Raw genomic sequence first — 25165 nt, 5'->3', positions numbered from 1 at the left:
AATCCAAGCAGAGATGGCCGTTATCCATTCATACAACGGCCTCACCCTTTCCTTGACCGTCTGCCGCCAGCGACTCCATGCTTCGAGGAGGTGCCGTTCCATCGCGATCCGTCCATCGCGGCGGCTTATTGCGATATCGCTTCCGATACCATCGGTCAGCGGTAATGGCAGCGGCGGTAGCGATCAAGGTCGCTGCGAGTGTTGTACCCACGATCTCTGCGGGATGCGCTGAGCTGTATGTCATACGGATGGCGATCAGCGTAGTCGGTACAAGTGTGATGCTCGAGGTATTAAGCGCGAGCAACGTACACATCGCCGCAGACGCGGTCTCTTTATCGGGATTCAGCTTCTGCAGCTCCTGCATCGCTTTGATCCCCATCGGAGTTGCAGCATTTCCAAGCCCAAGTATGTTTGCGCTCATATTGCTCATTATGTAACCGAGGGCCGGATGACCCTTCGGCACGTCTGGAAATAGAAACCGCACAGCCGGCTGCAGCAGGACGGCGATTTTCCGAAGCAGTCCGGCATCCTCGCCAATCCGCATGAGCCCGAGCCAGAACACCATAACACTGATGAGCCCGAAGCTGACCGTCACACCGCTCTTCGCCCCTTCAAATGCAGCTTCGGTCAAGGCTTCCATTCGACCATTCACAATTGCTGCAACGAAGCTGACTGCAATAAAGAAAAGCCAAATGAAATTTACCATCCCCCGGCCTCCTTCCCTCCAAACAAGGTCGACAGTGTCACCGTCAGCGCCCGGCGGAAGGACGCTGACGATAATCCGCTATACGCTGATTCCGCTTGATCGCCGATTACCCATGCCGGTTTCTCCGGCAATTGAATTCGCTCACTCTGCGGATCAAATACCGGCGTCGAACCGATCCTATCCTCGCCGATAAACCATTCCAGCTTCCCGCGTTCGCCAAGCTTATAAGCGGTCGAATTTGCATCAATCAGCGTTAACTTCGATCGAAGCTGTTCTTGTTCTCCTTCGGCAAACGGATAAAGCAGCGTCCGTCCAACCGCAAGTGGATATCCGTTTATCGTCTGACCTTTATGCGTCACTTCCGTTAATCGGAAATTAGCAAATCCGAAGTCGAGCAGCTTCCGATGATCCTGCCAGTCATCACCATCATTTAATGTAACAGCTACAAGCTGCTGGCCATTACGAGTGGCCGAGCTGACCAAGGTGCGCAGTGATTTTTTCGTATAGCCTGTCTTTACGCCGTCTGCACCCTCGTACATCGTCAGCATTTTATTTTTATTGCGCCATAGGTAGTCCCATTTATCGTTCGGATTAGGAGCTTTCTTCTCCTTCGTCTTGACAATTTCTTTGAACACCGGGTTTTTCAAGGCGTAAGCCGTAAGTTTGGCAAGATCGTTCGCCGACGAATAATGGCCTTCTGCGTCCAGACCGCTAGGGTTCATGAACTGTGAGTTGGAGAGGCCGAGCATTTGCGCCTTCTCATTCATTAAATGAACGAACCCTTCCTCAGTCCCTCCGACATGCTCGGCAATCGCCGTTGCCGCATCATTGCCGGATCTCAGCATGAGCCCGTACAGCATATTTTGCAAACTCATTTCCTCGCCGCGCTGTAAGTAGATGGATGAACCCTCTTTGCCTGCAGCCCGAATACTCGTCTTCACTTTATCGGTGAGCTTGCCGTGCTCGATGGCTACGATCGCTGTCATGATTTTCGTTAAGCTGGCAATAAGCATGGGCTTGTCCCCGTTATAGCTGTAGAGAATGCGGCCTGACTCCACATCAATAAGCGCTGCGCCTCTGGCATGGGTAGAAACGGTCTTTTTCGGGGCAGCGGCCGCTGTCGTTAATCCCGACAGGAAGAGCAAAGCCGCAGTTGCAAGCAGAATCAATTTGTTCGCATTTCGGGTGAATCTCGACCTCATACACTTCCTCCTTCGAAACTGGCGGGCAAGAACATGGTCTTGTACCAGTATATGAACAGGTCCATGAGATATACTACCAAGCCCGTCCTGAAAAAAAAGAAACCGCCCCGCAGGGACGGTTCCATATGCGATTAGTGGCCATCCATACTTTCGATGAGGACTGATTCCAGCCCGCTGTCACTGCTTGTCGTGCTTTTTTTGAACATACTCTGGATTTTCTCGAATACTTGCGGCGCAGAATCAATGACCCGTTCAATCAGATGCGTCTGATTATCCAGCGGTACGATTCGTACTCCCTGCGCGCCGACAACGAGGAAAGCAATAGGCGTTATGGATACACCGCCGCCGCTGCCGCCGCCAAATGGCAATTGAACAGCTGCATTATGCGATTCTCCATGCTTATGCTCGTCGAATCGGATATCACTGCCCCCTGCGACAAAGCCGAAGCCTACTTTCGAAATCGGCATGATGACGCTGCCGTCAGGTGTTTGGACCGGATCACCGACAATCGTATTTACATCGACCATTTCTTTAATATTTTCCATTGCGGTTTGCATTAAGCCTTGAATCGGATGGTCTGTCATCTCAGAAAAGTCCTCCTTGGTTCAAAGTCGGTAGCTGCATCTTGCCGTTCATATCGTTCCCCCGCTTAAGGAGCATTATGTAATCAGCCGCGAAGCAGAATTCGCTGCAGACCGATTAAACCGCCAGGAAGACCATGTGCTTTCTTGATTCGAACAAATAACCGCAGCACCGCAAAAATCGCATAACCAAACGGTACCTTTGCGGTGAATTGACCTTCCGTTGAGAAATGAACCTTCTGATAAATCGGTTCAACAGCAAGGATCGGGTTCGCGGTTAGGCGAACCAGCTGCGACAAGACGCCAATTGTTGTAGTCTTCACCGACCAGACCATGCCGGTAAGCATTGCAGTCCACATGGCGTCATCAGTGCCCACCGCAGTCCGCCATTGCCATTCCGTCAGCCTAACATGTCTAAGCGTAATCCGAACCCAGCCCAGCATATCGTCCGTATGCTTGAGCAGCAAATGTGCTTTGTCGATGGAGTTCATAATCGTATTCGCATCCACTTTGTTCATTTTGGTATCGAGATCAACCCCGCCTGCATTCTCTGCAGTCATTTCCTCTTTCAATTCGATGCTCATTCCTTTGAACTTCACTACGGGCAGCTGCCAATGATAATGAATCAAACCGAATAGTGCTCGAATACGCAATTCCGCATCATCGTCGCTGCCGACCCGTTTCATATGGCCGCGAATCACAACGGGAGACGAAAGCGCAATGATCAAGAGCAAAAAAAAGAGACCTGTCCCGATCATCCATCCGAGCGGGTAGCCTAACATGGCGTTTCCCCCGTTTCCCTTAATTGGTCGGATATAGTATGACCTAGCGGACAAATCTCATTCTTGTTTCTAGCTTTCCTCAACTGGAGCAGGCACTTCTTCGAGCGTCATTTGACGGCCTTCCAGCCTCTCGAAGAGGGCTTGCGTCTGCTCGTCCAAGGAATCATCGATGACGGCCGACGGTTCCGGGAGCGCATCAAGACCAGCGAGACCGAAGTAATCGAGGAACGACTTCGTTGTTCCGTATAAGATCGGTCTGCCGATTTGCTCAGCGCGGCCGATCTCTTCGATTAAGTCTTTATTCACCAGCGATGCAATCGCCCGGTCACTCTTCACACCACGGATTTCCTCGATATCGACACGTGTTATCGGCTGCCGGTAAGCAACGATAGACAAGGTCTCAAGCGCCGCCTGCGATAAACTTGAACGAGTCGGCGAGTGTGCCATTCGCTCGAAGTAAGCGGCATGTGCAGGGTTGGTCGTAAGTCTGTACGCACCGGCAACGAAGGAAACCTGAATACCGCGCTTCTTGCTCTTCAAATCTTTCGTCAAATCTTTCACAATGTCTGCCGCCACAGCTGCATCCAACTCAAGAATCTCGGATAGCTGTTTGGTCGTCAGCCCTTCATCCCCGGCCATGAACAGCAGACCCTCAATAATCGACTTCAGTTTCGAGAAATCCACCTTCGACTGCTTCTCCTCTCCAATGCACGACGATATCATCAAACAGGCTGTGCTGATAGCAGCGAATATGCTTCATTTTCATCAGCTCAAGCAGCGCCAGGAAGGTAACGACTACCTCGTGCCTGCTCATGTCGTCGCGGATCAGCTTGGAGAAGCGGACCGTTTCGAATTCGCGGAGCACCTCGATAATATCGCGTATACGGTCTTTGACCGAAATTTCGTCACGCTGTATAGTCGCGATGACGTTACGTCTTGCCGCTTTGCGGAGCGCTTTCTGAAAAGCCGCGATAAGATCGCTGACATTCAGTCCTTTTACCGGGTTCTCCGGAATAGCCTTCATGAAAGGCGTCAAATCCTCCGGCTCTTTCGTATAGACAAGACTCCGCTCGAATTCCTGTTCGCGGAGCTGCTCGGCGATTTGCTTGTACTTCCGATACTCTACCAGCTTCGCGATGAGCTCATCACGAGGGTCAAGCCCGTCATCGGGCCATTCCTCGTCATAGTCGTCGTGATCCATGACCGGCGGCTTCGGCAGCAGCTGTTTGCTTTTGATGGAAAGCAGTGTGGCCGCCATGACGAGAAACTCGCTCGTGACCTCCAGCTCCAGCTCTTGCATCGCATTCAAGTAGTCCATATATTGATCCGTTATTTCGCTGATGGACACCTCGTGAATGTCGATTTCCGCTTTATCGATGAGATGAAGCAGAAGATCGAGCGGTCCTTCGAACGATTCCAGCTTATACGTCACCGCCATGGTGAAAGCCAACTCCTACATTGTTCTCGTCTTAGCCTTGCAATACTTTAGTCAGGTTCGCCATTTCAATGGCTGTAACCGCTGCTTCCCAGCCTTTATTGCCTGCTTTCGTTCCAGCACGCTCAATGGCTTGCTCAATCGAATCTACCGTCAAGACGCCGAAGATCGTTGGAACGCCTGTTTTGAGCGCGATTGCCGAAACGCCTTTAGCAGCTTCGTTACACACATAATCGAAGTGAGGAGTTGACCCACGAATAACAGCGCCAAGCGTGATAACAGCGTCGTACTTGCCGCTTTCAGCCATCTTTTGCGCGATAAGCGGAATTTCGAATGCGCCTGGTACCCAAGCTACATCCACCTCACTGTCGGCAGCGCCGTGACGTTTGAATGCGTCGAGCGCTCCGCCAAGAAGTTTGCTTGAAATAAACTCGTTAAAACGTCCTACAACTACACCATATCGCATTCCTTCAGAAATTAAATGTCCTTCAAAAACTTGCGGCATTGAAAATTCATCCTCTCGGTTTTCCTTGTTAGCAAGGTTAGTTTTGTTTTATTGAGGCAATTCATCAAAATTCAGCAGATGGCCGAGCTTTGACTTTTTGGTGTGCAAATAGCTGTTGTTGTCTTCGTTCGCATCCATTTGAATCGGAACACGCTCGACAACTTCGATTCCGTAACCTTCCAAGCCGCGAATCTTGCGCGGATTGTTCGTCAGCAGACGCATTTTGCGAATGCCGAGATCTTTAAGAATCTGAGCACCGATGCCGTATTCGCGCAAATCCGGGGCAAAGCCCAGTTTAATATTCGCGTCCACAGTATCTAATCCCTGCTCCTGCAGCTGGTAGGCTTTCAATTTGTTGATCAAGCCAATACCACGGCCTTCTTGACGCATATAGAGCAGTACGCCATTGCCCGCTTCATTAATTTGACTCAGCGCCGCTTCAAGCTGTGGACCGCAGTCGCAACGATGGGAATGAAAGACGTCACCGGTTAAACATTCGGAGTGGACCCGGACTAACGTTGGCTGTGCAGGATCGATTTCCCCTTTAACCAGGGCTACATGCTCCTTGTTATCGACTTCGTTCGTGTATGCAACAGCGCGGAACACGCCATAATCCGTTGGCATCTTCACATCGACTACCCGCTCAACCAGCTTTTCCTTCTCGTTGCGGTAGTGGATCAGCGACTGAATGGAAATCAGCTTCAAATTATGTTTGGCTTTGAACTCGATGAGATCGGGCAACCGAGCCATGGAGCCGTCTTCTTTAATAATCTCACAGATGACTGCTGCAGGTTTGGAGCCGCACATGCGAGCCAAATCGATTGCCGCTTCCGTATGACCGGCACGGCGCAGTACGCCACCTTTCTTCGCAATAAGCGGGAAAATATGACCCGGGCGTCTGAAATCGTCTGCTTTCGCGCCGGAATCGTCCATTAGTGCTTGAATGGTTTGCGAACGCTCATAGGCGGAAATGCCAGTTGTCGTTGAAGCATGGTCAACAGAAACCGTGAAGGCCGTCCCGTGATAGTCCGTGTTGCGCTGCACCATCGGCGGAAGATCCAGCTCCTCGGCGCGTTCAGCTGTAATAGGTACGCATACGAGTCCGCGGGCTTCCGTGATCATAAAGTTGATGATCTCGGGAGTTGCTTTGCTGGCAAGTGCAATTAGATCGCCTTCGTTCTCTCGGTCTTCGTCATCCGTGACAATAATCGCTTTGCCTAATATCAAATCATAAATGGCTTCCTCGATTGTATCAAATTCTGAAGTACTCATCATTTCTCACTCTCCTCATCAAGACTTCCTATCTCTATTTACATAAAACCGTTCTCTGCCAAAAAAGCTGCCGTTATGCTGCTCTTCGGCTCCGAAGCTTTGTTGTCGCCACTGCCATCTGCTTGTGGACGATCGCCTTTAAAATGAAGCAGATGATCGACATACTTGCCCAGCACGTCGCATTCTACATTGATTACACTGCCCGCTTGCTTCAGTTGCAGCGCAGTCTCTCGAAGTGTGTGCGGAATGATGGAGACGGAGAAGCTGCTTGCGCTCGCAGTCACTACCGTCAAGCTGATGCCATCAAGCGTAATGGAGCCTTGAGGAACGACATAGCGCATAAGTCCGGAATCATGGGGACGGATTGTAAACACAACCGCGTTCACATTATTCTCTCGGCTAAGCACTTCACCTGTCCCATCAACATGCCCCTGTACAATATGACCGCCGAAACGACCGCCTGCCTGCATGGCCCGCTCCAAATTCACACGCTCGCCAGGTCTTATATCCTTTAGATTCGTGTGCCGGAACGTCTGTGGCATGACATCTGCAGTGAAAATAGTGGAGCTAAGCTCCGTCACCGTCAAACATACGCCATTAACGGAAATACTGTCGCCTATGGCGGCGTCCTTCAGGATGTGAGGTGCTTCGATCGTCAGGACCATCGCTTCACCCTGCTTATGGGTCTTCTTAAGCGTGCCGACTTCTTCAATAAGTCCGGTGAACAACGTTCTCTCCCCCTCTCTCCGGTTTGCTCGTAACGCTTATTATTCAGCGTTAACCTGACCGTCTTCAGTCCGATTACGCAAATAGCCACTGATGAGAACATCGTCTCCCACTCGTTCCATGGACATCTCTTCCAAATTGATCGCTTCTGACATCTTGTCGAAGCCATCGAATTGGAAGACTCCAGGCGCACCGGATCCACCGATCAGCTTCGGTGCAATAAACAGAAGCAGCTTGTCAATTAATCCAAGCTCCAGCATTGCCCCGTTCAACTTGCCGCCGCCTTCGAGCAGGATCGAGCCGATCTCTAGTTCACCAAGCTTCCGCATGGCAAGCTTTAGATCCACTCGGCTCCCGCTTCCACAGCGGATGACTATGGCGCCGACTTCTGTGAGTGCGGCTTCTTTGATTGGATCAGCGCCTTCCGTCGTGAGGACAATGACACGCGAGGAGCGGTCTTGAATCACTCTGGCTTCAAGCGGCAGTCGAAGCGTTGAATCCACGATGATACGAGCAGGATGCACGGCAGGTACCGATAAGCGAGTCGTAAGCTCAGGGTCGTCTGCCAGCGCGGTTTCGACGCCAACCATAATGCCCATGTGTCGATGCCGCAGCGTATGTGTCAGCTCTCTAGCCTGTGCGCCGCTGACGTATCTGCTGTCGCCGGTCTTCGCTGCCAGCTTCCCATCCAGCGTCATCGCTGATTTCATCGTGACGAAAGGCAGCCGAGTGACGATAAATTTATTAAACATTTCATTCATGCGTGTAGATTCTTCACCGAGAATGCCAACCTCGACCTCAATCCCCGCCTGCTGCAGCTTCGCGATCCCCCGACCCGCAACCTGCGGATTCGGATCTGTGCATGCCACGACTACTTTCGCAGCCTTAGCGGCAATTAACCGGTCACAGCATGGCGGTGTTCTGCCATGATGACTGCACGGCTCCAGCGTTACGTAAACGGTCGCACCTTCTGCTTGTTCTCCTGCCATGTTAAGTGCGTGCACTTCTGCATGACCTTCGCCTCGCTGTAGATGAGCGCCAAGACCAACGATGCGGCCATCCTTGACGACTACGCAGCCGACAACCGGATTGATATCCGTCTGCCCTTGTGCCTTTGACGCCATATCCAGTGCGAGTCGCATATACATTTCATCGTTCAATACTGCGATTGACATAACAAAAATCACCCCTTGGCAGTCGGCCAACGGGGTGATGGGTGTGAGAAACCATAAAGGGACGTAATCGAAGACACATTCAAACAAACTCAGCAACATTGTGAAAAAAAGAACAAAGTTGGCGAGAAATGAAAAAATGGAATTCGCGTACTGTCTCCTTCTCCCATCCAGACTTTACTGTCGGTCCCGGATTTACACCAGGTCCACCGTTTCACATGCCCCATGCCACTCGGCGTCTGGAACAATGTGACCCGGGTCACGGACTGACAAAGTTAATGGCTGCCATTACGATAACGAGCAGTACAGCCCTTTGATCACCGCCGGTTGGGAATTTCACCCGACCCCGAAGGAAAAACGCAAATACTTTGTAGAAATGGTACCACTTCACCATGGAAAATGCAACTTGTTTCCACTAATCTCTCTTGCGGGAGAGCCAGCCTCTCGCGTTCACTTTCGTTTTCGTTTCTGGCTGAACGCCCGGTTGAAGCTTGTTTCTATGTATTTCATTACTTTTATTGATTTGATCCAGTGCTATTCGAATGGACTCCATATCCTGTTTGTTACGCACAAATAACGTTGAGACAACATCCGTTTCCACGCCTTGCTGTTTGACAATATGACATACAAAATGAAAAGCATCGATCGTATTTTCAATATGATCTAAATAATATAAAAACGCTTGTCGATCCATTCGTTTGTTTGTTATCTGAATTTCTTCATTGTCATAGATCGCTGATAATGAGTCGGGTTTAATTTCAATTTTGCCGACCCTCTTCGGGCTTTCGATGCCAACAAAATCGATAGTCAGTGTGGAAATCGTTGATCCCCCCTATTTGCACGCAAACAAGGGGCTGCCTCCTGTCATCACAAGATGACATAAAGGACAACCCCTTGTTCATTTCTTACACTTCTACAATTTCAACTTTGCTCATTTTGTCGCGGCCTTTGAACGTATCAACATGCTCCATGCCTTTGGACACTTTACCGAATACGGTATGTCCGCCGTCAAGGTGCGGCTGCGGCTGGTAAGCGATGTAGAACTGGCTGCCGCCGGTGTTACGGCCAGCATGCGCCATTGCGAGCGATCCGCGCTCATGTTTGTTTGGATTGATTTCGCAATCAATTTGGTAGCCTGGGCCGCCAGTGCCTGTCCCATTCGGGCATCCGCCTTGAGCGACGAAGCCTGGAATGACGCGGTGGAATGTCAAACCGTTGTAGAAGCCTTCGTTTGTCAGCTTCTCAAAGTTTGCAACTGTTCTTGGCGCGTCCTTCTCGAATAGATCAATATGAACCTCTGCACCGTTTTCCATCGTGATTTTTGCTTGTTTAGCCATTGTATTGCTGCCTCCTCAAAACCCTAATATTTAGCTGCCGACGTTTGCTGCATACGCGCAGGAATGACATCATTGCCGATAATATCGTCAAGCGATTCCCGTTTGACAGCTACGTCAGCTGCACCGTCTTTTACAAAGACGACTGCTGGGCGGCGAATGCGATTGTAGTTACTCGCCATAGCATAATTGTACGCGCCTGTGCAGAATACAGCAAGTAAGTCGCCGCTATTCGCTTTAGGAAGCTCCAAATCGATGATCAATTTGTCGCCGCTCTCGCAGCATTTGCCTGCAACGGTAACCGTTTCTACAAGCGGATCGTTAGCACGGTTTGCCAGAACCGCCTCATATTTGGACTCATACAGCGCTGGACGCGGGTTGTCTGTCATACCGCCGTCAACGGCAATATACTTGCGTACGCCAGGGATATCTTTGCTTGTCCCTACCGTATACAGCGTCGTACCTGCATCGCCAACCATACTGCGGCCGGGCTCAACCCAGATCTCAGGAAGAGGATAAGCGGCTGCCGAGAAGTTTGTTTTAATGGAATCCGTAATAGCTTTCACGTATTGCGAAATCGGAAGCGGCGTATCGCCTTCTACGTAGCGAATACCGAAGCCGCCGCCAAGGTTGATCACGCGGAACGTGATTTGCAGTTCTTCGCGTACTTTCACAGCGAAGCCGGCAACCTTATCTACAGCCATCGCAAAACCTTCAACTTCGAAAATTTGCGAGCCGATGTGGGAGTGAACGCCGAGCAGCTCAAGGTTAGGCTGTGCAGCCGCTTCTTGAATGGCTTTGTAAGCCGTGCCGTTACCAAGGTCGAAGCCGAATTTGGAATCGGTTTGGCCTGTGGAAATATAGTCATGCGTATGTGCCTCAACACCCGGCGTGATACGGAGCAATACGTTAACTTTCTTGCCTTTATCGCCCGCCAGAGCGTTAAGCAGGTACATTTCATTGAAGTTATCGACTACGAAGCAGCCAATGTTCGCATCAAGCGCCATGTTGATTTCTTCCGGCGTTTTGTTGTTGCCGTGGAAGTGGATGCGTGCAGCCGGGAAGCCTGCTTTAATCGCTGTGTAGAGCTCGCCGTCGGAAACGACGTCCAGCGACAGACCTTCTTGTTCAGCAATCGTGCACATCGCCATTACGCTGAATGCTTTACTTGCGTAGGCAACTTGGAATTTAAGGCCTGAAGCGCGGAAAGATTCGACATACTCACGAGCTCTCTGACGAACGAGCGCCTCGTCGACAATATATAGGGGTGTTCCGAATTGCGCGGCCAAATCAGCCGTATCGCAGCCGCCGATTTCCAGGTGGCCTTGTGCATTGATTTTGCTAGTTCCGTGTAAGTACATATAGTTCTCCTCCGTTTTCTCCCATGAAATTCCCAATGATTATGTTTGCACCATTTAACATCAGTATAGCGTATTCGGTCAATGGCCGAAATGGATAAATTCACATTTCATTTGCATTTTTTGCAAAAGCGCTCAGCGATGCTTGCCTGTAGGCATCCGGTCTCGCTGCTGCGGCTTGAGCAAATTCGGCCTTGTCCGGTTCGACAGCACCGGCACGCGGATAAGAATGCTTAGCAATCCTTTCGGGTCAAACGGGATAAGCGGCCACATATAGGGTCTGTTAAAGGAGCGGCTCAGAACCAGCATTATGAAGGTCACTGTCGTTGCGACCATAAATCCCGGCACCTTGAAAATGGCCACAGCGACGATAAGAAGCAGCCTGATGATTCGGTTGGCAAGACCTAGCTCATAGCTTGGCGTCGCGAACATTCCGATCGCGGCAATCGCCATATACAATACAACCTCGTTGACGAACAATCCCGTCTTGACCGCGATATCACCGATCAATATAGCCGCAATCAATGACATTGCAGTTGCGAGTGGAGTAGGCGTATGGATGGAGGCCATCCTCATTAAATCGACCCCAACTTCGGCAAGTAGAAATTGCGCAACCATCGGCAGTTTGCCCGCCTTTTGCGCCCCAATGAAATCGAGCGCCGGCGGCTTAAGTTCTGGCTTGAGCGTGAACAGAAACCACAAGGGGAGCAGGAACAATGAGGCTGCAATCCCGAAGAAACGGACCCAGCGCAGATAGGTGCCGATAAACGGCGTTTGCCGATTTTCTTCGGCATGCTGAACAAGATCGAAGAACGTTGTCGGCAAGATCATAACGCTCGGCGTTGTATCCACGAATAGCGCGATATGCCCTTCCATCAGATGAACAGCCACCGTATCCGGACGCTCTGAATAACGTACGAGCGGGAAAGGGTTCCAGCCCCGCTTCACAGTAGCCTCCTCAAGCTGCTTATCTGCAAGCGGTAAGCCGTCGATCTTGATTTGTTGGATTTTTTCCTTGATGGCGCTCAGCATTTCTTTATCGACGATATCGTCGATGTAGGCAATACAAACATCCGTCTGCGTCCGTTCCCCAACACGAACAATCTCATAACGCAGCTTCTTATCCCGCAGCCGCCGACGGACAAGCGTCACATTCACAAGCATCGTCTCGACGAAACCGTCCCGTGCGCCACGGACGACGCGCTCCAAAGATGGTTCCTCGGGATTCCGCCCCGGGAAGGCTTTGGCATCTATGAGCAGTACGGTCGATTGTCCTTCGATGTACATCGCAGTGCCGCCTGCAAGTACATTGTTCATCATCAACTCCCAGTCATTCTCCTGTGCTACCTGCACAGCCGACAAATAAAGATCGAGAAAATCATGCAATACATCCGTGGAGAAATCCTCCGACTCCAAGTAGGTCAACCGTTTGATAATTTCGGTCAGCACCGAGTCTTTGGCAAAGCCGTTGATAAAGAAGAATGCGGTCCTCTTGTTCGCGAAGGTCATTTCGCGGACAACAATATCGAAGCTCTTCTTGAATCCGACCTCATCCTCCAGCTTCTGCATGAAATCATCCATCTTCGGAGGGATTGGAACTTTCGGCTTCTCCGTCTGAGATTGCGGCCGTTTGCGATGGCTGATAATCGGTTGATCTTCTTCTGCAAACGGAGGCTCCGAGAACTGTATTCCGCTAACACTCTCATGTTGCTCAGCATCAGCACCGGAATCAGCTTTTGCCTCTTCGGCCTCATCATTTTCTTTCAATTTCCCCTCGTTGTCATACCAAAAAACATGAACGGGCTTCTTGAATCCTGAACCCGTATGTTCCTCATTGTCGCCAGTCTCGCGTCCACTCATATTGAACCCTTCCTTCCTTTCCAATCGCATTTACGACGCATCATCTATCCATTGAAAAACGAGCCAATCAAATAAAGAGCCGGTTACTTTGCCAAGCACCATGGCCATCACCAAACCAACCATGTACCTGCTAAGCCTCATTCGTTTGGCTAGAATCGGAATCACATTCATGACCTCAGTCAGTGCAGCACCAAGCATCCCAACAAATATGCCGTCAAATGTGCCGATAACAGCCAAAGTGCCTGACCTCGGAAGCCACAGCCGCCAATCGAGGAAGTCGGCAAGCGACCAGAATACGGCACCGCAAACGACAGCCGTCTCAAACCAAATGGACTTTCGGTATGCATAAGCCAACTGAGCAAGCCGTGGGATAACATCCAGTACGATCAACAAGGCGACAAGTGCACTTCCTACCCCAAGTCCCCCTGCAAAGCCTAATATCGCGACAAACAGATTCGCTGCTGCACTAGCCATCGTCAATCCCCGTTCCCGGCTGCTTTAATGCAGAGCTCGCATTACCGGATTCGCTTTTCTTGCGCATTTCATCGGCAATGACGTAAGCATTGACATTCTCCTCATACATATAGAGCTCAACCTCGAGCGGATTGGGCTCTTCATTGAACCGTTTGCGGAACAGATGATTGAAGAACACCATCATCCCAATGCCGATTCCGAAGGAGTAGGGCACCTGGAACCAAAGCGGATGCTCGGACTTCGTACCCGTTACCATCTCCGTGATACGTGCATGGACTTCCTTCATACTGACGTCAGTATGAAAATTCATAATGGCCAAGCCGGAACCAAAGAAGAGAAGCAGCCAAGTAACGATTAGAACGACAATTCGAGGTTTTCTTGGGGCATCAGCGACGATGACAAGCACCTGTGCATCGCCAAACGAATCGACAAGTGTGCCGGGTTCCGCTTCTCTGATCAGCTTGACGATTTGGAGCAAATCAATAACGACTCGATTGCCGTCTTTCCTTGAATGGCGGTGAAGCACCAGCGACGTAAGCCTTCGCTCGAGCTCAGCATCGCTTGAGAACAAGCGGGCGGCATGACCCAGCGTTACTTGCTCACCCGGTCGTATTCCAATTCGCTTGCGAAGGCGCAAATACAAGTTGGGCTGCATGTCAGCGTTCATGCCGGCACCCCCTTTCCAGTCAGGATTTCCTTGTTAGTATGATTAAAGGAGGGGCAGGATAATCGGAACAAACACAGCAAAAAAAGCCAAATCGTCCTTTCGGACGATTTGGCTTTGATCAGCAGCGCTCATTGCGCAATTTGATTGCGAATCAACTGCAATATTTTTTTCTCCAGCCGGGATACCTGCACCTGCGAGATACCGAGCCTCGCGGCGACCTCCGACTGCGTCTGGTCACGATAATATCTGAGAAATACAATGAGCCGCTCCCGCTCTGACAAGCCGCCAATCGCTTCATTCAGCGCCAGTTTGTCGAACCAGCGGTCCTGGGAATCATCAGCGATTTGGTCCATCAGCGTTATCGGATCTCCGTCATTCTCGAATACGGTCTCATGAATAGACGTTGGCGGCTTATTCGCCTCCTGAGCGAAGACGACATCCTCGGGGGTGATGCCAAGCCGCTCCGCCACTTCTTTAATCGTCGGAAGGCGTCCCAATACCTTGGACAGCTCATCCTTGGTCTTGCGCACCTTATTGGCCGTCTCTTTCAACGAGCGGCTTACTTTAAGCGTTCCGTCATCCCGCAGGAAACGCTGAATTTCACCGATAATCATCGGTACTGCATACGTGGAAAACTTCACTTCATAGGAGAGATCGAACTTATCGACCGATTTGAGCAAGCCAATGCAGCCGATTTGGAACAAATCTTCCGGTTCATAACCGCGCCCCATAAACCGCTGAACTACGGACCATACGAGCCGGATGTTGCATTGCACGAGCGTATCGCGCGCGAGCGTATCTCCGGATTGACTAAGCGCAATGAGCCGCTTCACCTCGGAGTCATCCAAATAAGGCTGCGCCGTTTGTTTCATATCGACATTCATGCGGTCCAACCCCTATGCGCCTAATTAAACAGCGCTTTTTTCGATTCAATGCGCTTTGTCATCGCGATAGACGTCCCGTTGCCCGGCTCGCTGTACACGTCGAAGCCATCCATGAAGTTCTCCATAATGGTAAAGCCCATACCGGAGCGTTCCATCTCAGGTTTGGAGGTATAAAGCGGCTGGCGTGCAAGGTCCAGGTCTTCAATGCCGCTGCCCTTATCATGGACGGTAAGCTTAACGACATCACCGTCAATGAAGCCTTCGATCGTAACGACACCGTCTGGATCGCCGTCATAGCCGTGAATAATCGCATTGGTAACCGCTTCGGAGATAGCCGTCTTCAAGTCGTTCAGTTCCTCCATCGTCGGGTCCAGCTGAGATACGAAAGCCGCAACCGCAACACGCGCGAACGCTTCATTCTCCGAACGTGCGGAGAAGGAAAGTGTCATCTCATTTCTTCCGTTCATGAAACGACCTCCAAACTTGTGAGCGCGAGCCGCTCGTTCTCGTGAATCGGCAATATTTTGAACAAACCCGACAATTCGAACAGCCGGTAGACGCTTTGATTCACGTCGCAAACCACCATCTTGCCGCCTTTGGCCTTAAGCTGCTTATACCGGCCTAGAATGACGCCAAGTCCTGAGCTGTCCATGAACAGCAGATCCTTCAGGCTAAGAATGATATGGGCGCTGTTTCCATGCAGAATCGCTTCTTCCATCTTGAACCGGACAATGTCCGCGGTATGATGATCAAGCTCGCCCCGCAGTCTAACAATCAGTACATTTCGATAATGCTCCAATTCGATCTGAAGACTCATAATGTTGTTCACTCCTAACGATTATTGCCCTGCTATTGCGGAGCTCGAGTTATCCAGCAGCCGGTGTAAGACACAAGTCGATGGATAAGTTAGTGTTGAACAAGCAATTCTACGCTTCAGCTTTCATTTCCTGCACCACGACAAAACTAGAAGCAGAGCGCTAGAAGCAGACAAATACCGCGCGGGAACCCTGTCTTTTAACGACAAATTCTATTTAAATAAGCTGCCGCAAGACCGTTTGAACAAGGTCCACCAACCTGCACGTTCCACCGTGGCAGGTGAATCAACCGCGAACTCCGTCAATACCTGGTCGCCTTGGAAGACAATCAGTTTCCCGATCGGTTCGTTGATCGTCACAGGCGCTTTAAGCGGATTAAGCTGCAGTTGATAACGGATGTCCTTCACCGAACTGCCTTTTTTCAGCAGTACGCTATAGGAATGCTTCGCTGTCAGCTGCAATTCCGGCAATACGCCTTTCTCAACCGGTACAACTCCCATCGCATCCCCCTTCTGGAAGATCGTATGGTTCATGTACTGCGCGAAAGAGAAATCGAACATTTGGGAAACTTCGGCATTGCGCGTTTTCGTATTCGGCTCTCCCATAACGACTGCGATAACGCGCAGATTGTCACGACGAGCTGTAGCAGTCAAGCAGAATTTAGCTTCGCTTGTAAAACCGGTTTTGAGACCGTCAGCACCTGTATAGAACCGGACAAGCTTATTGGTGTTCACAAGCCAGAAAGGTTTCTCGCTGGATTTACGCAGATAGTCCTGGTATAACCCTGTATATTTCGTAATTTCGGCATGCTTCAGCAGCTCTCTCGACATCACCGCAATATCATGGGCGGATGAGTAGTGGTCCGTAGCCGGAAGCCCATTGCAATTGTTAAAATGGGTGTTTTTGAGGCCCAGCTCAGCCGCACGTTTATTCATCATGTCGACAAAAGCGGCTTCCGTTCCGGCGATCTTCTCCGCCATGGCCACAGAAGCATCATTACCCGATGCAAGCGCGATGCCCTTGAGCATTTCATCCACGCTCATTTGCTCGCCCGGCTCCAGAAAAATTTGCGAGCCTCCCATAGAAGCGGCATAATCGCTCGTGGACACTTTGTCTGTCAGTTTGATGCGGCCTTCGTCCAGCGACTCCATGATGAGCAGCATCGTCATGACCTTCGTGATGCTGGCAGGCGGCAAGGCAGCATGGCTGTTCTTCTCATAAATAATCGTCCCGCTGTCTGCGTCCATCAGAATCGCGGAGCGGGCAGACGGTGCCAAATCCGCTGCGCCGGCAGGTGCCGCTTTCGGCGCTGCTCCTTCTTTCGCCAAGGCTGCAGCAGGTGCCGATAGAACGAATATCGCCGTTAAAGTCATGGCGAGTAATTGCTTCCATTTGCTAATCATAGGTTGTTCTCCTCCTGAATGATGCCCGCGGCATAGCTATGGCCGCAATTCGGCTAATATCTCATTCCTAGTGTGGACGAGTGAACAGCAAAATATTCCATTTTTTAGATTGAAAATCAAAACAATCACGCAAAAAAAAAGCGGCCATTCGGGATGAGCCCGAATAGCCGCTTCTCTCTTCTAACTAATTTCCATCTTTACAACCGCTTCACGCCTTGCTCTGTCACCACAGACAGCAGAAGCGGTGACGGTGCTACCGGTTCCCTGCTGAACGTGTAGGCTTGCTGTACGCGTTTGACCACTTCGCGAACAGATGCATTGTCCTCACGTATATGCAGCAAGGCAAGCGCATCGCCTTTCTTCACGCTGTCGCCGACTTTACGCTGCATGACAACGCCTACTGCATAATCGATGATCGATTCCTTCGTTGCACGACCTGCACCAAGCAGCATGGCGGCAAGTCCAAGCTCTTCCGCTTGAATCGCCTTCACAAATCCATCCTGCTCAGCTGGAACCTCAAGCACAAGCGGAGCTTGGGGCAATAAGGACGGATCTTCAGCCACCAGCGGATTACCGCCTTGAGCGGCTACGAATACTTTGAACTTCTCCAGAGCTGCGCCGGAAGCAAGGCGATCTCGAAGCATCGCCTCCGCTTCCGCCAGATTGCTTGCTTGTCCGCCAAGCACAACCATATGAGAGCTGAGCGCCAGACATAGGGCTGTCAAATCCTCAGGCCCTCTTCCATGCAGCGTATCAATCGCTTCCTGTACTTCAAGCGCATTTCCGATTGCATAGCCAAGCGGCTGATCCATATCGCTGATCAGCGCCGCGGTTTTTCTGCCTACTTCTGTCCCGATCGCAACCATCGCTTTGGCCAATTCCTCGGAATCCTCCAGCGTTTTCATAAATGCGCCGCTGCCTGTTTTCACATCGAGCACGATGGCATCCGCACCTGCTGCGATCTTCTTGCTCATGACCGAGCTCGCAATAAGCGGTATGGACTCAACGGTCGCCGTTACGTCGCGCAGCGCATAGAGCTTCTTGTCAGCCGGTGTCATATTGCCGCTTTGGCCGACGATGGCAAGACCGATGTCGTTCATTTGCGCAATAAATTCCTCGCTCGTCAGCTCGGTACGGAACCCTGCCATCGCTTCCATTTTATCGATCGTTCCGCCTGTATGCCCAAGTCCGCGACCTGACATCTTCGCTACCGGAACTCCGCATGATGCGACAAGCGGTCCGATAATCAGACTTGTTTTATCACCAACACCGCCAGTGCTGTGTTTATCGACTTTAATGCCGCGAATCGGAGACAGATCTACTTGATCGCCTGATTCTGCCATAGCCATCGTTAAGTTTGCCGTTTCTTCCGCATTCATACCGCGAAAAAAAACAGCCATAGCCCAGGCGGAAAGTTGATAGTCTGGGATGTCGCCTTGGCTATAGCCTTTTATAAGAAATGACAGCTCGTCCTTTGACAGCACTCCGCCATTTCGTTTCTTTTGAATAATATCGACTGCTCGCAAGCGGATGAGCCTCCTTATGTACTTACCATGTTCGCAATATGCTTCGGATCATCGTTGGGCACTCGAAGATTTGCTTTTCTCTGCCTGCACTTTGACGATCAATTGGTCAAGCGTCTGGCTGAGCTGAATTACATCTCGGTGAAGGAAGGTTTCCTTCCGCATTGCAGCCGCCACCAATTGTCCTCGCAGTCTTTCCAATCGAAGGTAACTTTGATTGTCCATGAGATTCCAATCCCCGCTTTATTGTGTACTATCTGTCACGGACATTATACGACGACAAGCGGACAAAGAATGTCATAATCAGTCGAGGCCTTTGTTACATTTTTGTTACAGCCTACATCAGTGGAATAATGCCGTTGACTAGGCCGAGAAACCTGGATTTTACACGTTCCGTCGTCTCCATGACCTCATCATGCGACAGCGGCTGATCCAAAATACCCGATGCCATGTTGCTGATGCAGGAGATGCCGAGCACTTCGATGCCGGAATGACTTGCCGCAATAACCTCGGAAACCGTCGACATGCCGACAGCATCCGCTCCTAATATACGCATCATGCGGATTTCTGCAGGTGTCTCGTAGGAAGGTCCAAGCACTGCAATGTACACGCCTTCTTGAAGCGAGAACCCTTGATCCAGCGCCACGCCTCTTGCCAGTTCACGCAAACGTCTGCTGTAAGGCTGGGACATATCCGGAAAACGAACCCCAAGCTCACTGTCATTGGGACCGACCAGCGGGTTGCGGCCTTGAAAGTTAATATGATCGCTGATCAGCATGAGATCGCCTGGATTGAAGTTCGTGTTAACGCCGCCTGCTGCATTCGTAACAACAAGCTTCGAAGCGCCGATCGCTTTCATTACGCGCACGGGGAAAGCCGTCAAATCAGGGCCGTATCCTTCATACAGGTGGAACCGTCCACGCATGAGGACGACCGGACGACCGGAAAGCTTCCCGATCATCAGCTCGCCTGCATGGCCTTCTACCGTGGAAATTGGAAAATGCGGAATTTCATGATAAGGAATGACGACAGCCTCTTCGATATAGTCGCCTAAGATGCCAAGTCCGGAACCCATGATTAGGCCGACCTCAGGCTTAATGGAAATTTTCGAATTAATATAGGCTGCTGCTTCTTGGATATGGGATGCTTTGAGTGTGTTCACGTTGATGAACCTCCTATAATTGTTGTCACCTTGCAGTTGTAACGTAATCAGTTTAGCTCGTTCAAAAATGACACTCCGTTGTCCGGACGTTTCACACCGAAATTATCGGCGATGGTTGCCGCGACGTCTGCGAATGTTGAGCGAATGCCAAGCGATCCCGGCGTCTTCAAAGCCGGACCGTAAACGAGCAGCGGCACATACTCTCTTGTATGGTCGGTACCGGAATAGGTCGGATCGTTGCCATGATCGGCTGTAACGATGAGCAGATCACGTTCCCCAAGCCGTTTGGTCAGCTCCGGCACACTTCGGTCGAATGCTTCGAGCGCACCGGCGTATCCTTGCGGGTCACGGCGATGGCCGTACAAGGAATCAAAATCGACCAGATTCGTGAAGAGAAGTCCTTTGAACGGTCGATCCAGCGCGGCGATGGTTTTATTCACACCATCCTCATTGCTCTTCGTATGAAGTGCCTCCGTAATGCCTTCGCTGACGAAAATATCGTCGATCTTTCCGACCGCGATCACATCGAAACCGCCGTCTTTCATCGCATTAAGCACGGTCGGCTCCGGCGGCTTCACCGCATAATCATGCCGGTTCGAGGTCCGCTTGAAAGAGCCCGGCTTGCCCACGAACGGCCTCGCAATGACGCGGCCCACAGCGTAACGCTCGTCCATTGTGAGCTCACGTGCAATTTCGCAAGCACGGTACAATTCCTCAAGCGGAATAATGTCTTCGTTGGCTGCAATTTGGAAGACGCTGTCCGCACTCGTATAAACAATCCATTTGCCTGTGCGCAGCTGCTCTTCGCCCAGCTCGTCCATAATATCCGTGCCGCTGGCCGATTTATTGCCAAGCACGCCGCGGCCGGTCCGAGCCTCAAACTCGCTCAGCAGCCCGCCCGGGAACCCGTCCGGGAACGTCCGGAATGGCACGGTCACCTTGAGGCCGGCGATTTCCCAGTGGCCGGTCATCGTATCTTTACCTACGGACACCTCAGCCATTTTACCATAGTAAGCTAATGCCGCTCTTTCCGGTTCCCAACTGCCCAGCGGGGCGATCCGATCAAGTCCCCAGCTGCGAAGATTCGGCATTTGAAGCTCTGGTACCTCTTGCAAAATATGACCTAGCGTATGGGAACCTACATCGCCAAATGCCGGTGCATCCGGCAGCTCGCCGATTCCGACGCTGTCGAGCACGATTACTGTAATACGGTCAAACTTCATAGCCTGATCACTCCGAATTCGTTTGTTTGCTTCTAGCCCGCGGATGTGCCAGGTTGTACACTTCTTTAATGCGCGGTTTTGTCACCTGCACATAAACCTGGGTTGTGGAGATATCGGCATGGCCGAGCATTTCTTGCACAGCACGTAAATCTGCGCCGTTCTCCAGCAGATGTGCGGCGAAGGAATGCCGCAGCGTATGCGGCGTCATTTCACCTTCGATGCCCGCTTCTGCGGCGTATTTCTTCAAGATTTTCCAGAAGCCCTGCCGGGTCATTCTGGCCCCTTGCTGATTTAGAAACAACGCGGTTTCGTCCTTCTTACGCAGCTTCACACGCACCTGCTCCAAATAGACGGTCAGCGCCTCAGTCGCAACCGTGCCGAGTGGAATGATTCGCTCTTTGGTCCCGGAGCCGATGCAGCGTATAAAGCCCATAGCCAGGTTAATATGCTCATCATCTAAAGAAATAAGTTCAGATACACGGATCCCAGTTGCATAGAGGACCTCCAGCATGGCGAGATCGCGTATACCGGCATTCGTTCCGGGATCTGGTGCGGCGAGCAGCCGCTCCACGTCCGTGATCGTGACGATTTTGGGCAGCCGCTTCTCTTGCTTAGGCATCTCCAAATGGATAGACGGATCGCTTTGCATATGACGCTGCATAATCAAATAATGAAAAAAAGCACGTATTGAGACCATATGCCTGGAAACAGTCGCAACCGCCCGTCCCTGCTGCTTCAATTGAAGCATGTAGAGAGAGAGGTGGTGTTTTTGAATGCCATCCACATACGAAATGCCCTGTCTTTCCGCATAATCCAGAAATAAGGACAAATCCCGTTCATAGGACAACAACGTATTGGCAGACAGTCTCCGCCCTTCCTGTAAATACTGTATAAATGTTCGCAGATGCACTCTCATCGGTCGTTCCTTTCCCGGATAAACAGCTTCAACAGGTATCCCTGCTATATTCCACAAAGCTGCTTCATCTCCTGCCAAAGGAAGCCAAAACACCTGAATCCTATTCGCCATACCAGTAAAATAACCGAAGCTTGTCATAAATGCTGCTTGCATCTACCTGAAACGGCTCTTCCTTGAATACTTTCAATGCTTGGCCCTGCGGTACGCGGTACGGATCCTCAGGCGTTATCCAAACCGCAATAAACCTGCAGCCGCCATACATCGTAATGGTGAAAAAACAGAGCAGCAGCACAAAAAATATCCGTCTCAGCCACCTGCGAACCGATACCACCATTGCTTACTCCCCTTTTCTAAAGCGAAGAATGGGCAGCCTTTCCCGTTTGCAATCGGGCAAATGGTTGTCCTTTACAACACCTTATGAGCAGGGACGGCGAATCATGCATAAGCGCCCAGCTAGCTTAGTTTATCGAATGGTACGCTCTCAAGCAATTGACTCATGCTGACGTACGGCATATTCACAGCCTCTGCTACCTGCGGATGAGTAACGCGGCCTTTATACGTGTTCACGCCTTTACGTAGCGGCTCGTTCGCGCGTACGGCTTCCTCCAGCCCCTTGCTGGCAAGCTCCAGCGCATAAGGCATCGTCACGTTCGTCAGAGCAAGCGTAGAGGTCCGCGGAACGGCTCCCGGCATATTAGCAACTGCATAATGAAGGACGCCATGTTTCTCGTAGACCGGATCCTTATGCGTGGTTACACGGTCGATTGTCGCAATGGTTCCCCCTTGGTCAACGGCAACATCCACGATGACGGCACCTTTCTTCATCGTTTTGACCATTTCTTCGGTGACCAAGTGAGGCGCTCTGGCACCCGGAATGAGTACAGCCCCAATCAGCAAGTCTGCTTTCTTCACCGCGCTCGCAATATTGTAGGGGTTAGACATTAACGTGCGAATGCGGCCTTCAAACACTTCATCGATATAACGCATCCGATCCGCGCTGCGCTCCAGAATAACGACACTCGCACCCATGCCAAGGGCAATACGAGCTGCATTCGTCCCTACGATGCCGCCGCCAAGGATAATAACCTCGGCAGGAGGAACACCAGGTACGCCGCCAAGCAATATTCCGCGTCCGCCATAGAAGGCTTCCAAGAATTGAGAGCCTACCTGCACCGCCATTCTGCCCGCTACCTCACTCATCGGTGTGAGCAGCGGCAAGCTGCCGTTAGGCATCTGAATGGTTTCATAGGCAACCCCTGAGACATCCTTCTCGATAAGCGCCTTTGTCAGATCAGGTGCAGCAGCTAAGTGCAAGTAAGTGAATAGCAGTAATCCCTCGCGGAAATAACCAAACTCCTCCGGCAGCGGCTCCTTCACTTTCATAATCATTTCTGCCTTGGCCCATACTTCCTTCGCCGTCGATAAGATGACAGCGCCTTCGGCTACATAAGCTTCATCTGTAAAGCTGCTTCCTTCACCGGCACTGCTTTCGACCACGACCTCATGCCCGGCAGCCTTCAGCATTCCCGCTCCTGCAGGGGTAAGCGCAACTCGATATTCGCTTGCTTTGATTTCTTTCGGCACGCCGATAATCATATGCATCTCCCTCTCCGTCTCCTTGATTCTTCATATGCAGGCAGAGGACGGGTTGACAGTCCTCCCTGATACTTTCTCTCGCGAAACGGAAAATATGTACCAGCGTATCAGCATCTACCCATGCCCTTGTACGAATGTCTCCATACACTGGAGTATTGGTTCCTGCACCGAGTGCAAGTTCAGTCTATCGTTAAAGGAGGAGCATCTTTGCCAAATGTTGAACGGCTGCTGCTCAGCTGCTCAAAAGGCAGATCATCAGGTCATACTACACGTAAATTAATCGGATTCAAATCGCAATCCCAGTATACGCAATGTCTCAAAGAGCTTGCCAAATACGGCATTAGGCCGGTTAAGAGCATTCGCCGCAACCGCGTCATCTGCTGTCACGTCGACAGCCGCCGTACGCAGCAGCTGCAATCGCTTGCCCAGCATCCGAATGTCAGCTATGTCGAACCCGATTTCAAGCTTCATGCACATGGTTTTCCGGTGCAGTCCAAGGCGAAGAACTCGAAGGTTCGCATCAGCGCAAAAGCTTCTCTCTACATGAGAAAAAACTTGCGAACGCGCGGTGCAGGCAAAGGAAAGCTGCACTCGGATACGTCCTCAAGCAGTGTGGGCTGGAATATCTCACAAATTGAAGCGCATAAAGTGTGGTCATCCTCGAAAGGCAAAGGCGCAGGAATCGCCATTATCGATACAGGAATCGCCAAACATTCTGACCTTCGCATATATGGGGGCGTCAATACGATGGGCGGTTCATCTTACAAAGACGACAACGGCCATGGTACACATGTTGCAGGCATCGCGGCGGCCGTCGGCTCAAATGGCATGATGCATGGCGTAGCACCTCGAGCAAGGCTATACGCCGTCAAAGCGCTCGATGCGAGCGGCGCCGGCTATGTCTCCGATATTATCAAAGGCATCGACTGGTGTATCTCCAAGAAGATTCCCATCATCAATATGAGCCTTGGACTGGAAGGCGAAACGAGCAGCGCCCTGAAGGAAGCAGTACTGCGAGCGAGACAGAGTGGTATCATTGTCGTGGCCTCGGCCGGAAACAGCGGATCAAGTACCGGCCGTATTGATCAGCCGGCTCGGTACTCAACGGCGATAGCGGTCGCCGCATCCACACGTAAAGGGAAGGTCGCAAATTACAGCAGCCGCGGTTATGGCATCGACGTCACCGCTCCGGGGAGCTATATTAAATCGACATCACTGGGCGGCGGCTATCAAGTGTTATCCGGCACGAGCATGTCCAGCCCGCATGTGGCTGGCGGCGTTGCGCTTCTAAAGTCGCTCGATCCCACGCTTGGTCCCGCGACGATCACGAAGCGGCTGCGTGCTTCAGCCAAGCGAATCTCGAACTACTCCTATAAAGCACAGGGCTATGGGCTCATGCAGCTTGGAGGGGCAGCTGCCTCCTCTTCCTCCGATCAAACAACCGAAGCGGCATCGCGCAAATCCAAATCCGGCCATAAGTCCCGAAGGAAGAGACAGTAGAAGAGCGCACAAAAAACTCCCTTTAACAGTGTTGCTCAGCATGAGTGCTGAGAACACTGCAGAAGGGAG

27 protein-coding genes and 1 riboswitch are annotated in these 25165 nt (G+C 51.3%); of the genes, 1 reads left to right on the top strand and 26 read right to left on the bottom strand.

The annotated features are described in order from the left end of the window. Positions 1 to 28: 28 nt before the first annotated feature. From AC506A_RS01885 to ald, 26 genes are all read right to left on the bottom strand, one after another. Complete coding sequence (locus AC506A_RS01885) at positions 29 to 706, bottom strand: nucleoside recognition domain-containing protein (RefSeq protein ID WP_495459306.1); 678 nt, start codon at positions 704 to 706, stop codon at positions 29 to 31. Further along, the gene (locus AC506A_RS01880) at positions 700 to 1908 is read right to left on the bottom strand and encodes a D-alanyl-D-alanine carboxypeptidase family protein (RefSeq protein WP_495459305.1); all 1209 of its coding nucleotides are present in this window, start codon (positions 1906 to 1908) and stop codon (positions 700 to 702) included. The genes AC506A_RS01885 and AC506A_RS01880 overlap by 7 nt, the downstream gene beginning before the upstream one ends. A gap of 131 nt (positions 1909 to 2039) precedes the next feature. Then, the gene (gene ytfJ / locus AC506A_RS01875; protein ID WP_495459304.1) at positions 2040 to 2492 is read right to left on the bottom strand and encodes a GerW family sporulation protein; all 453 of its coding nucleotides are present in this window, start codon (positions 2490 to 2492) and stop codon (positions 2040 to 2042) included. 83 nt (positions 2493 to 2575) lie between these two features. Then, the gene (locus AC506A_RS01870; protein WP_495459303.1) at positions 2576 to 3271 is read right to left on the bottom strand and encodes a DUF2953 domain-containing protein; all 696 of its coding nucleotides are present in this window, start codon (positions 3269 to 3271) and stop codon (positions 2576 to 2578) included. A gap of 69 nt (positions 3272 to 3340) precedes the next feature. Beyond that, positions 3341 to 3955, bottom strand: a complete 615-nt coding sequence (gene scpB, locus AC506A_RS01865; RefSeq protein ID WP_495459302.1) for an SMC-Scp complex subunit ScpB — start codon at positions 3953 to 3955, stop codon at positions 3341 to 3343. Further along, positions 3924 to 4709 (bottom strand): segregation and condensation protein A, encoded by a 786-nt coding sequence (locus tag AC506A_RS01860; protein WP_495459301.1) that lies wholly within the window; start codon positions 4707 to 4709, stop codon positions 3924 to 3926. The genes scpB and AC506A_RS01860 overlap by 32 nt, the downstream gene beginning before the upstream one ends. A 31-nt stretch (positions 4710 to 4740) precedes the next feature. Beyond that, on the bottom strand, positions 4741 to 5211 hold the full coding sequence (gene ribH / locus AC506A_RS01855; RefSeq protein ID WP_494818909.1) for a 6,7-dimethyl-8-ribityllumazine synthase: 471 nt from the start codon (positions 5209 to 5211) through the stop codon (positions 4741 to 4743). Between the two features lie 48 nt (positions 5212 to 5259). Further along, positions 5260 to 6486 (bottom strand): bifunctional 3,4-dihydroxy-2-butanone-4-phosphate synthase/GTP cyclohydrolase II, encoded by a 1227-nt coding sequence (locus AC506A_RS01850; RefSeq protein WP_495459300.1) that lies wholly within the window; start codon positions 6484 to 6486, stop codon positions 5260 to 5262. Positions 6487 to 6521: 35 nt separating this feature from the next. Continuing rightward, positions 6522 to 7211 (bottom strand): riboflavin synthase, encoded by a 690-nt coding sequence (gene ribE / locus AC506A_RS01845; protein WP_495459299.1) that lies wholly within the window; start codon positions 7209 to 7211, stop codon positions 6522 to 6524. A 39-nt stretch (positions 7212 to 7250) separates the two neighbouring features. Beyond that, positions 7251 to 8384, bottom strand: coding sequence for a bifunctional diaminohydroxyphosphoribosylaminopyrimidine deaminase/5-amino-6-(5-phosphoribosylamino)uracil reductase RibD (gene ribD, locus AC506A_RS01840; protein WP_495459298.1), 1134 nt, complete (start codon positions 8382 to 8384; stop codon positions 7251 to 7253). Positions 8385 to 8535: 151 nt separating this feature from the next. After that, a riboswitch (FMN riboswitch) is annotated at positions 8536 to 8739 on the bottom strand. A gap of 547 nt (positions 8740 to 9286) precedes the next feature. Then, complete coding sequence (locus AC506A_RS01835) at positions 9287 to 9718, bottom strand: peptidylprolyl isomerase (protein WP_495459297.1); 432 nt, start codon at positions 9716 to 9718, stop codon at positions 9287 to 9289. 23 nt (positions 9719 to 9741) lie between these two features. Continuing rightward, the gene (gene lysA / locus AC506A_RS01830; protein WP_495459296.1) at positions 9742 to 11076 is read right to left on the bottom strand and encodes a diaminopimelate decarboxylase; all 1335 of its coding nucleotides are present in this window, start codon (positions 11074 to 11076) and stop codon (positions 9742 to 9744) included. A gap of 132 nt (positions 11077 to 11208) precedes the next feature. Beyond that, the gene (locus AC506A_RS01825; protein ID WP_495459295.1) at positions 11209 to 12933 is read right to left on the bottom strand and encodes a spore germination protein; all 1725 of its coding nucleotides are present in this window, start codon (positions 12931 to 12933) and stop codon (positions 11209 to 11211) included. Between the two features lie 30 nt (positions 12934 to 12963). After that, positions 12964 to 13407 carry a stage V sporulation protein AB gene (locus AC506A_RS01820; RefSeq protein WP_495459294.1) on the bottom strand — a complete coding sequence of 148 codons (444 nt, stop codon included), beginning with the start codon at positions 13405 to 13407 and terminating at the stop codon, positions 12964 to 12966. Beyond that, positions 13400 to 14074, bottom strand: coding sequence for a stage V sporulation protein AA (locus AC506A_RS01815; protein WP_495459293.1), 675 nt, complete (start codon positions 14072 to 14074; stop codon positions 13400 to 13402). Before AC506A_RS01815 ends, AC506A_RS01820 begins: the two co-directional genes overlap by 8 nt. 128 nt (positions 14075 to 14202) lie before the next feature. Beyond that, the gene (gene sigF / locus AC506A_RS01810) at positions 14203 to 14958 is read right to left on the bottom strand and encodes an RNA polymerase sporulation sigma factor SigF (RefSeq protein WP_494818901.1); all 756 of its coding nucleotides are present in this window, start codon (positions 14956 to 14958) and stop codon (positions 14203 to 14205) included. Positions 14959 to 14978: 20 nt separating this feature from the next. After that, a complete protein-coding gene (gene spoIIAB / locus AC506A_RS01805; RefSeq protein WP_495459292.1) occupies positions 14979 to 15425 on the bottom strand; it encodes an anti-sigma F factor in 447 nt (148 codons plus the stop codon). Next, a complete protein-coding gene (spoIIAA, locus tag AC506A_RS01800) occupies positions 15422 to 15775 on the bottom strand; it encodes an anti-sigma F factor antagonist (RefSeq protein WP_495459291.1) in 354 nt (117 codons plus the stop codon). The genes spoIIAB and spoIIAA overlap by 4 nt, the downstream gene beginning before the upstream one ends. 210 nt (positions 15776 to 15985) lie before the next feature. After that, complete coding sequence (locus tag AC506A_RS01795) at positions 15986 to 17176, bottom strand: D-alanyl-D-alanine carboxypeptidase family protein (protein WP_495459290.1); 1191 nt, start codon at positions 17174 to 17176, stop codon at positions 15986 to 15988. A 197-nt stretch (positions 17177 to 17373) separates the two neighbouring features. Further along, the gene (locus tag AC506A_RS01790; RefSeq protein ID WP_495459289.1) at positions 17374 to 18702 is read right to left on the bottom strand and encodes a pyrimidine-nucleoside phosphorylase; all 1329 of its coding nucleotides are present in this window, start codon (positions 18700 to 18702) and stop codon (positions 17374 to 17376) included. Between the two features lie 48 nt (positions 18703 to 18750). Continuing rightward, positions 18751 to 18924, bottom strand: coding sequence for an aspartyl-phosphate phosphatase Spo0E family protein (locus AC506A_RS01785; protein WP_210659690.1), 174 nt, complete (start codon positions 18922 to 18924; stop codon positions 18751 to 18753). A gap of 112 nt (positions 18925 to 19036) precedes the next feature. Then, complete coding sequence (locus AC506A_RS01780; protein WP_495459288.1) at positions 19037 to 19861, bottom strand: purine-nucleoside phosphorylase; 825 nt, start codon at positions 19859 to 19861, stop codon at positions 19037 to 19039. A 47-nt stretch (positions 19862 to 19908) separates the two neighbouring features. Further along, positions 19909 to 21084: a phosphopentomutase gene (locus AC506A_RS01775; RefSeq protein WP_495459287.1), complete on the bottom strand. Its 1176-nt coding sequence runs from the start codon at positions 21082 to 21084 to the stop codon at positions 19909 to 19911. A gap of 7 nt (positions 21085 to 21091) precedes the next feature. Beyond that, entirely contained in the window at positions 21092 to 22000 is a 909-nt protein-coding gene (gene xerD / locus AC506A_RS01770) for a site-specific tyrosine recombinase XerD (protein ID WP_495460942.1), read from the bottom strand. 100 nt (positions 22001 to 22100) lie between these two features. Further along, positions 22101 to 22334 carry a DUF4227 family protein gene (locus AC506A_RS01765; RefSeq protein ID WP_494818892.1) on the bottom strand — a complete coding sequence of 78 codons (234 nt, stop codon included), beginning with the start codon at positions 22332 to 22334 and terminating at the stop codon, positions 22101 to 22103. Positions 22335 to 22453: 119 nt separating this feature from the next. Then, positions 22454 to 23596 (bottom strand): alanine dehydrogenase, encoded by a 1143-nt coding sequence (ald, locus tag AC506A_RS01760; RefSeq protein ID WP_495460941.1) that lies wholly within the window; start codon positions 23594 to 23596, stop codon positions 22454 to 22456. 207 nt (positions 23597 to 23803) lie between these two features. On the opposite strand from ald, the gene AC506A_RS01755 reads away from it, so the two are divergent. Further along, the gene (locus AC506A_RS01755; protein WP_495459286.1) at positions 23804 to 25096 is read left to right on the top strand and encodes a S8 family peptidase; all 1293 of its coding nucleotides are present in this window, start codon (positions 23804 to 23806) and stop codon (positions 25094 to 25096) included. Positions 25097 to 25165: the final 69 nt, after the last annotated feature.

The sequence above is a fragment of the Paenibacillus sp. N22P23 genome (assembly GCF_059383735.1).
Note: the sequence above shows the minus strand (reverse complement) of the source record. Positions and strands in the feature narration are given on the sequence as shown.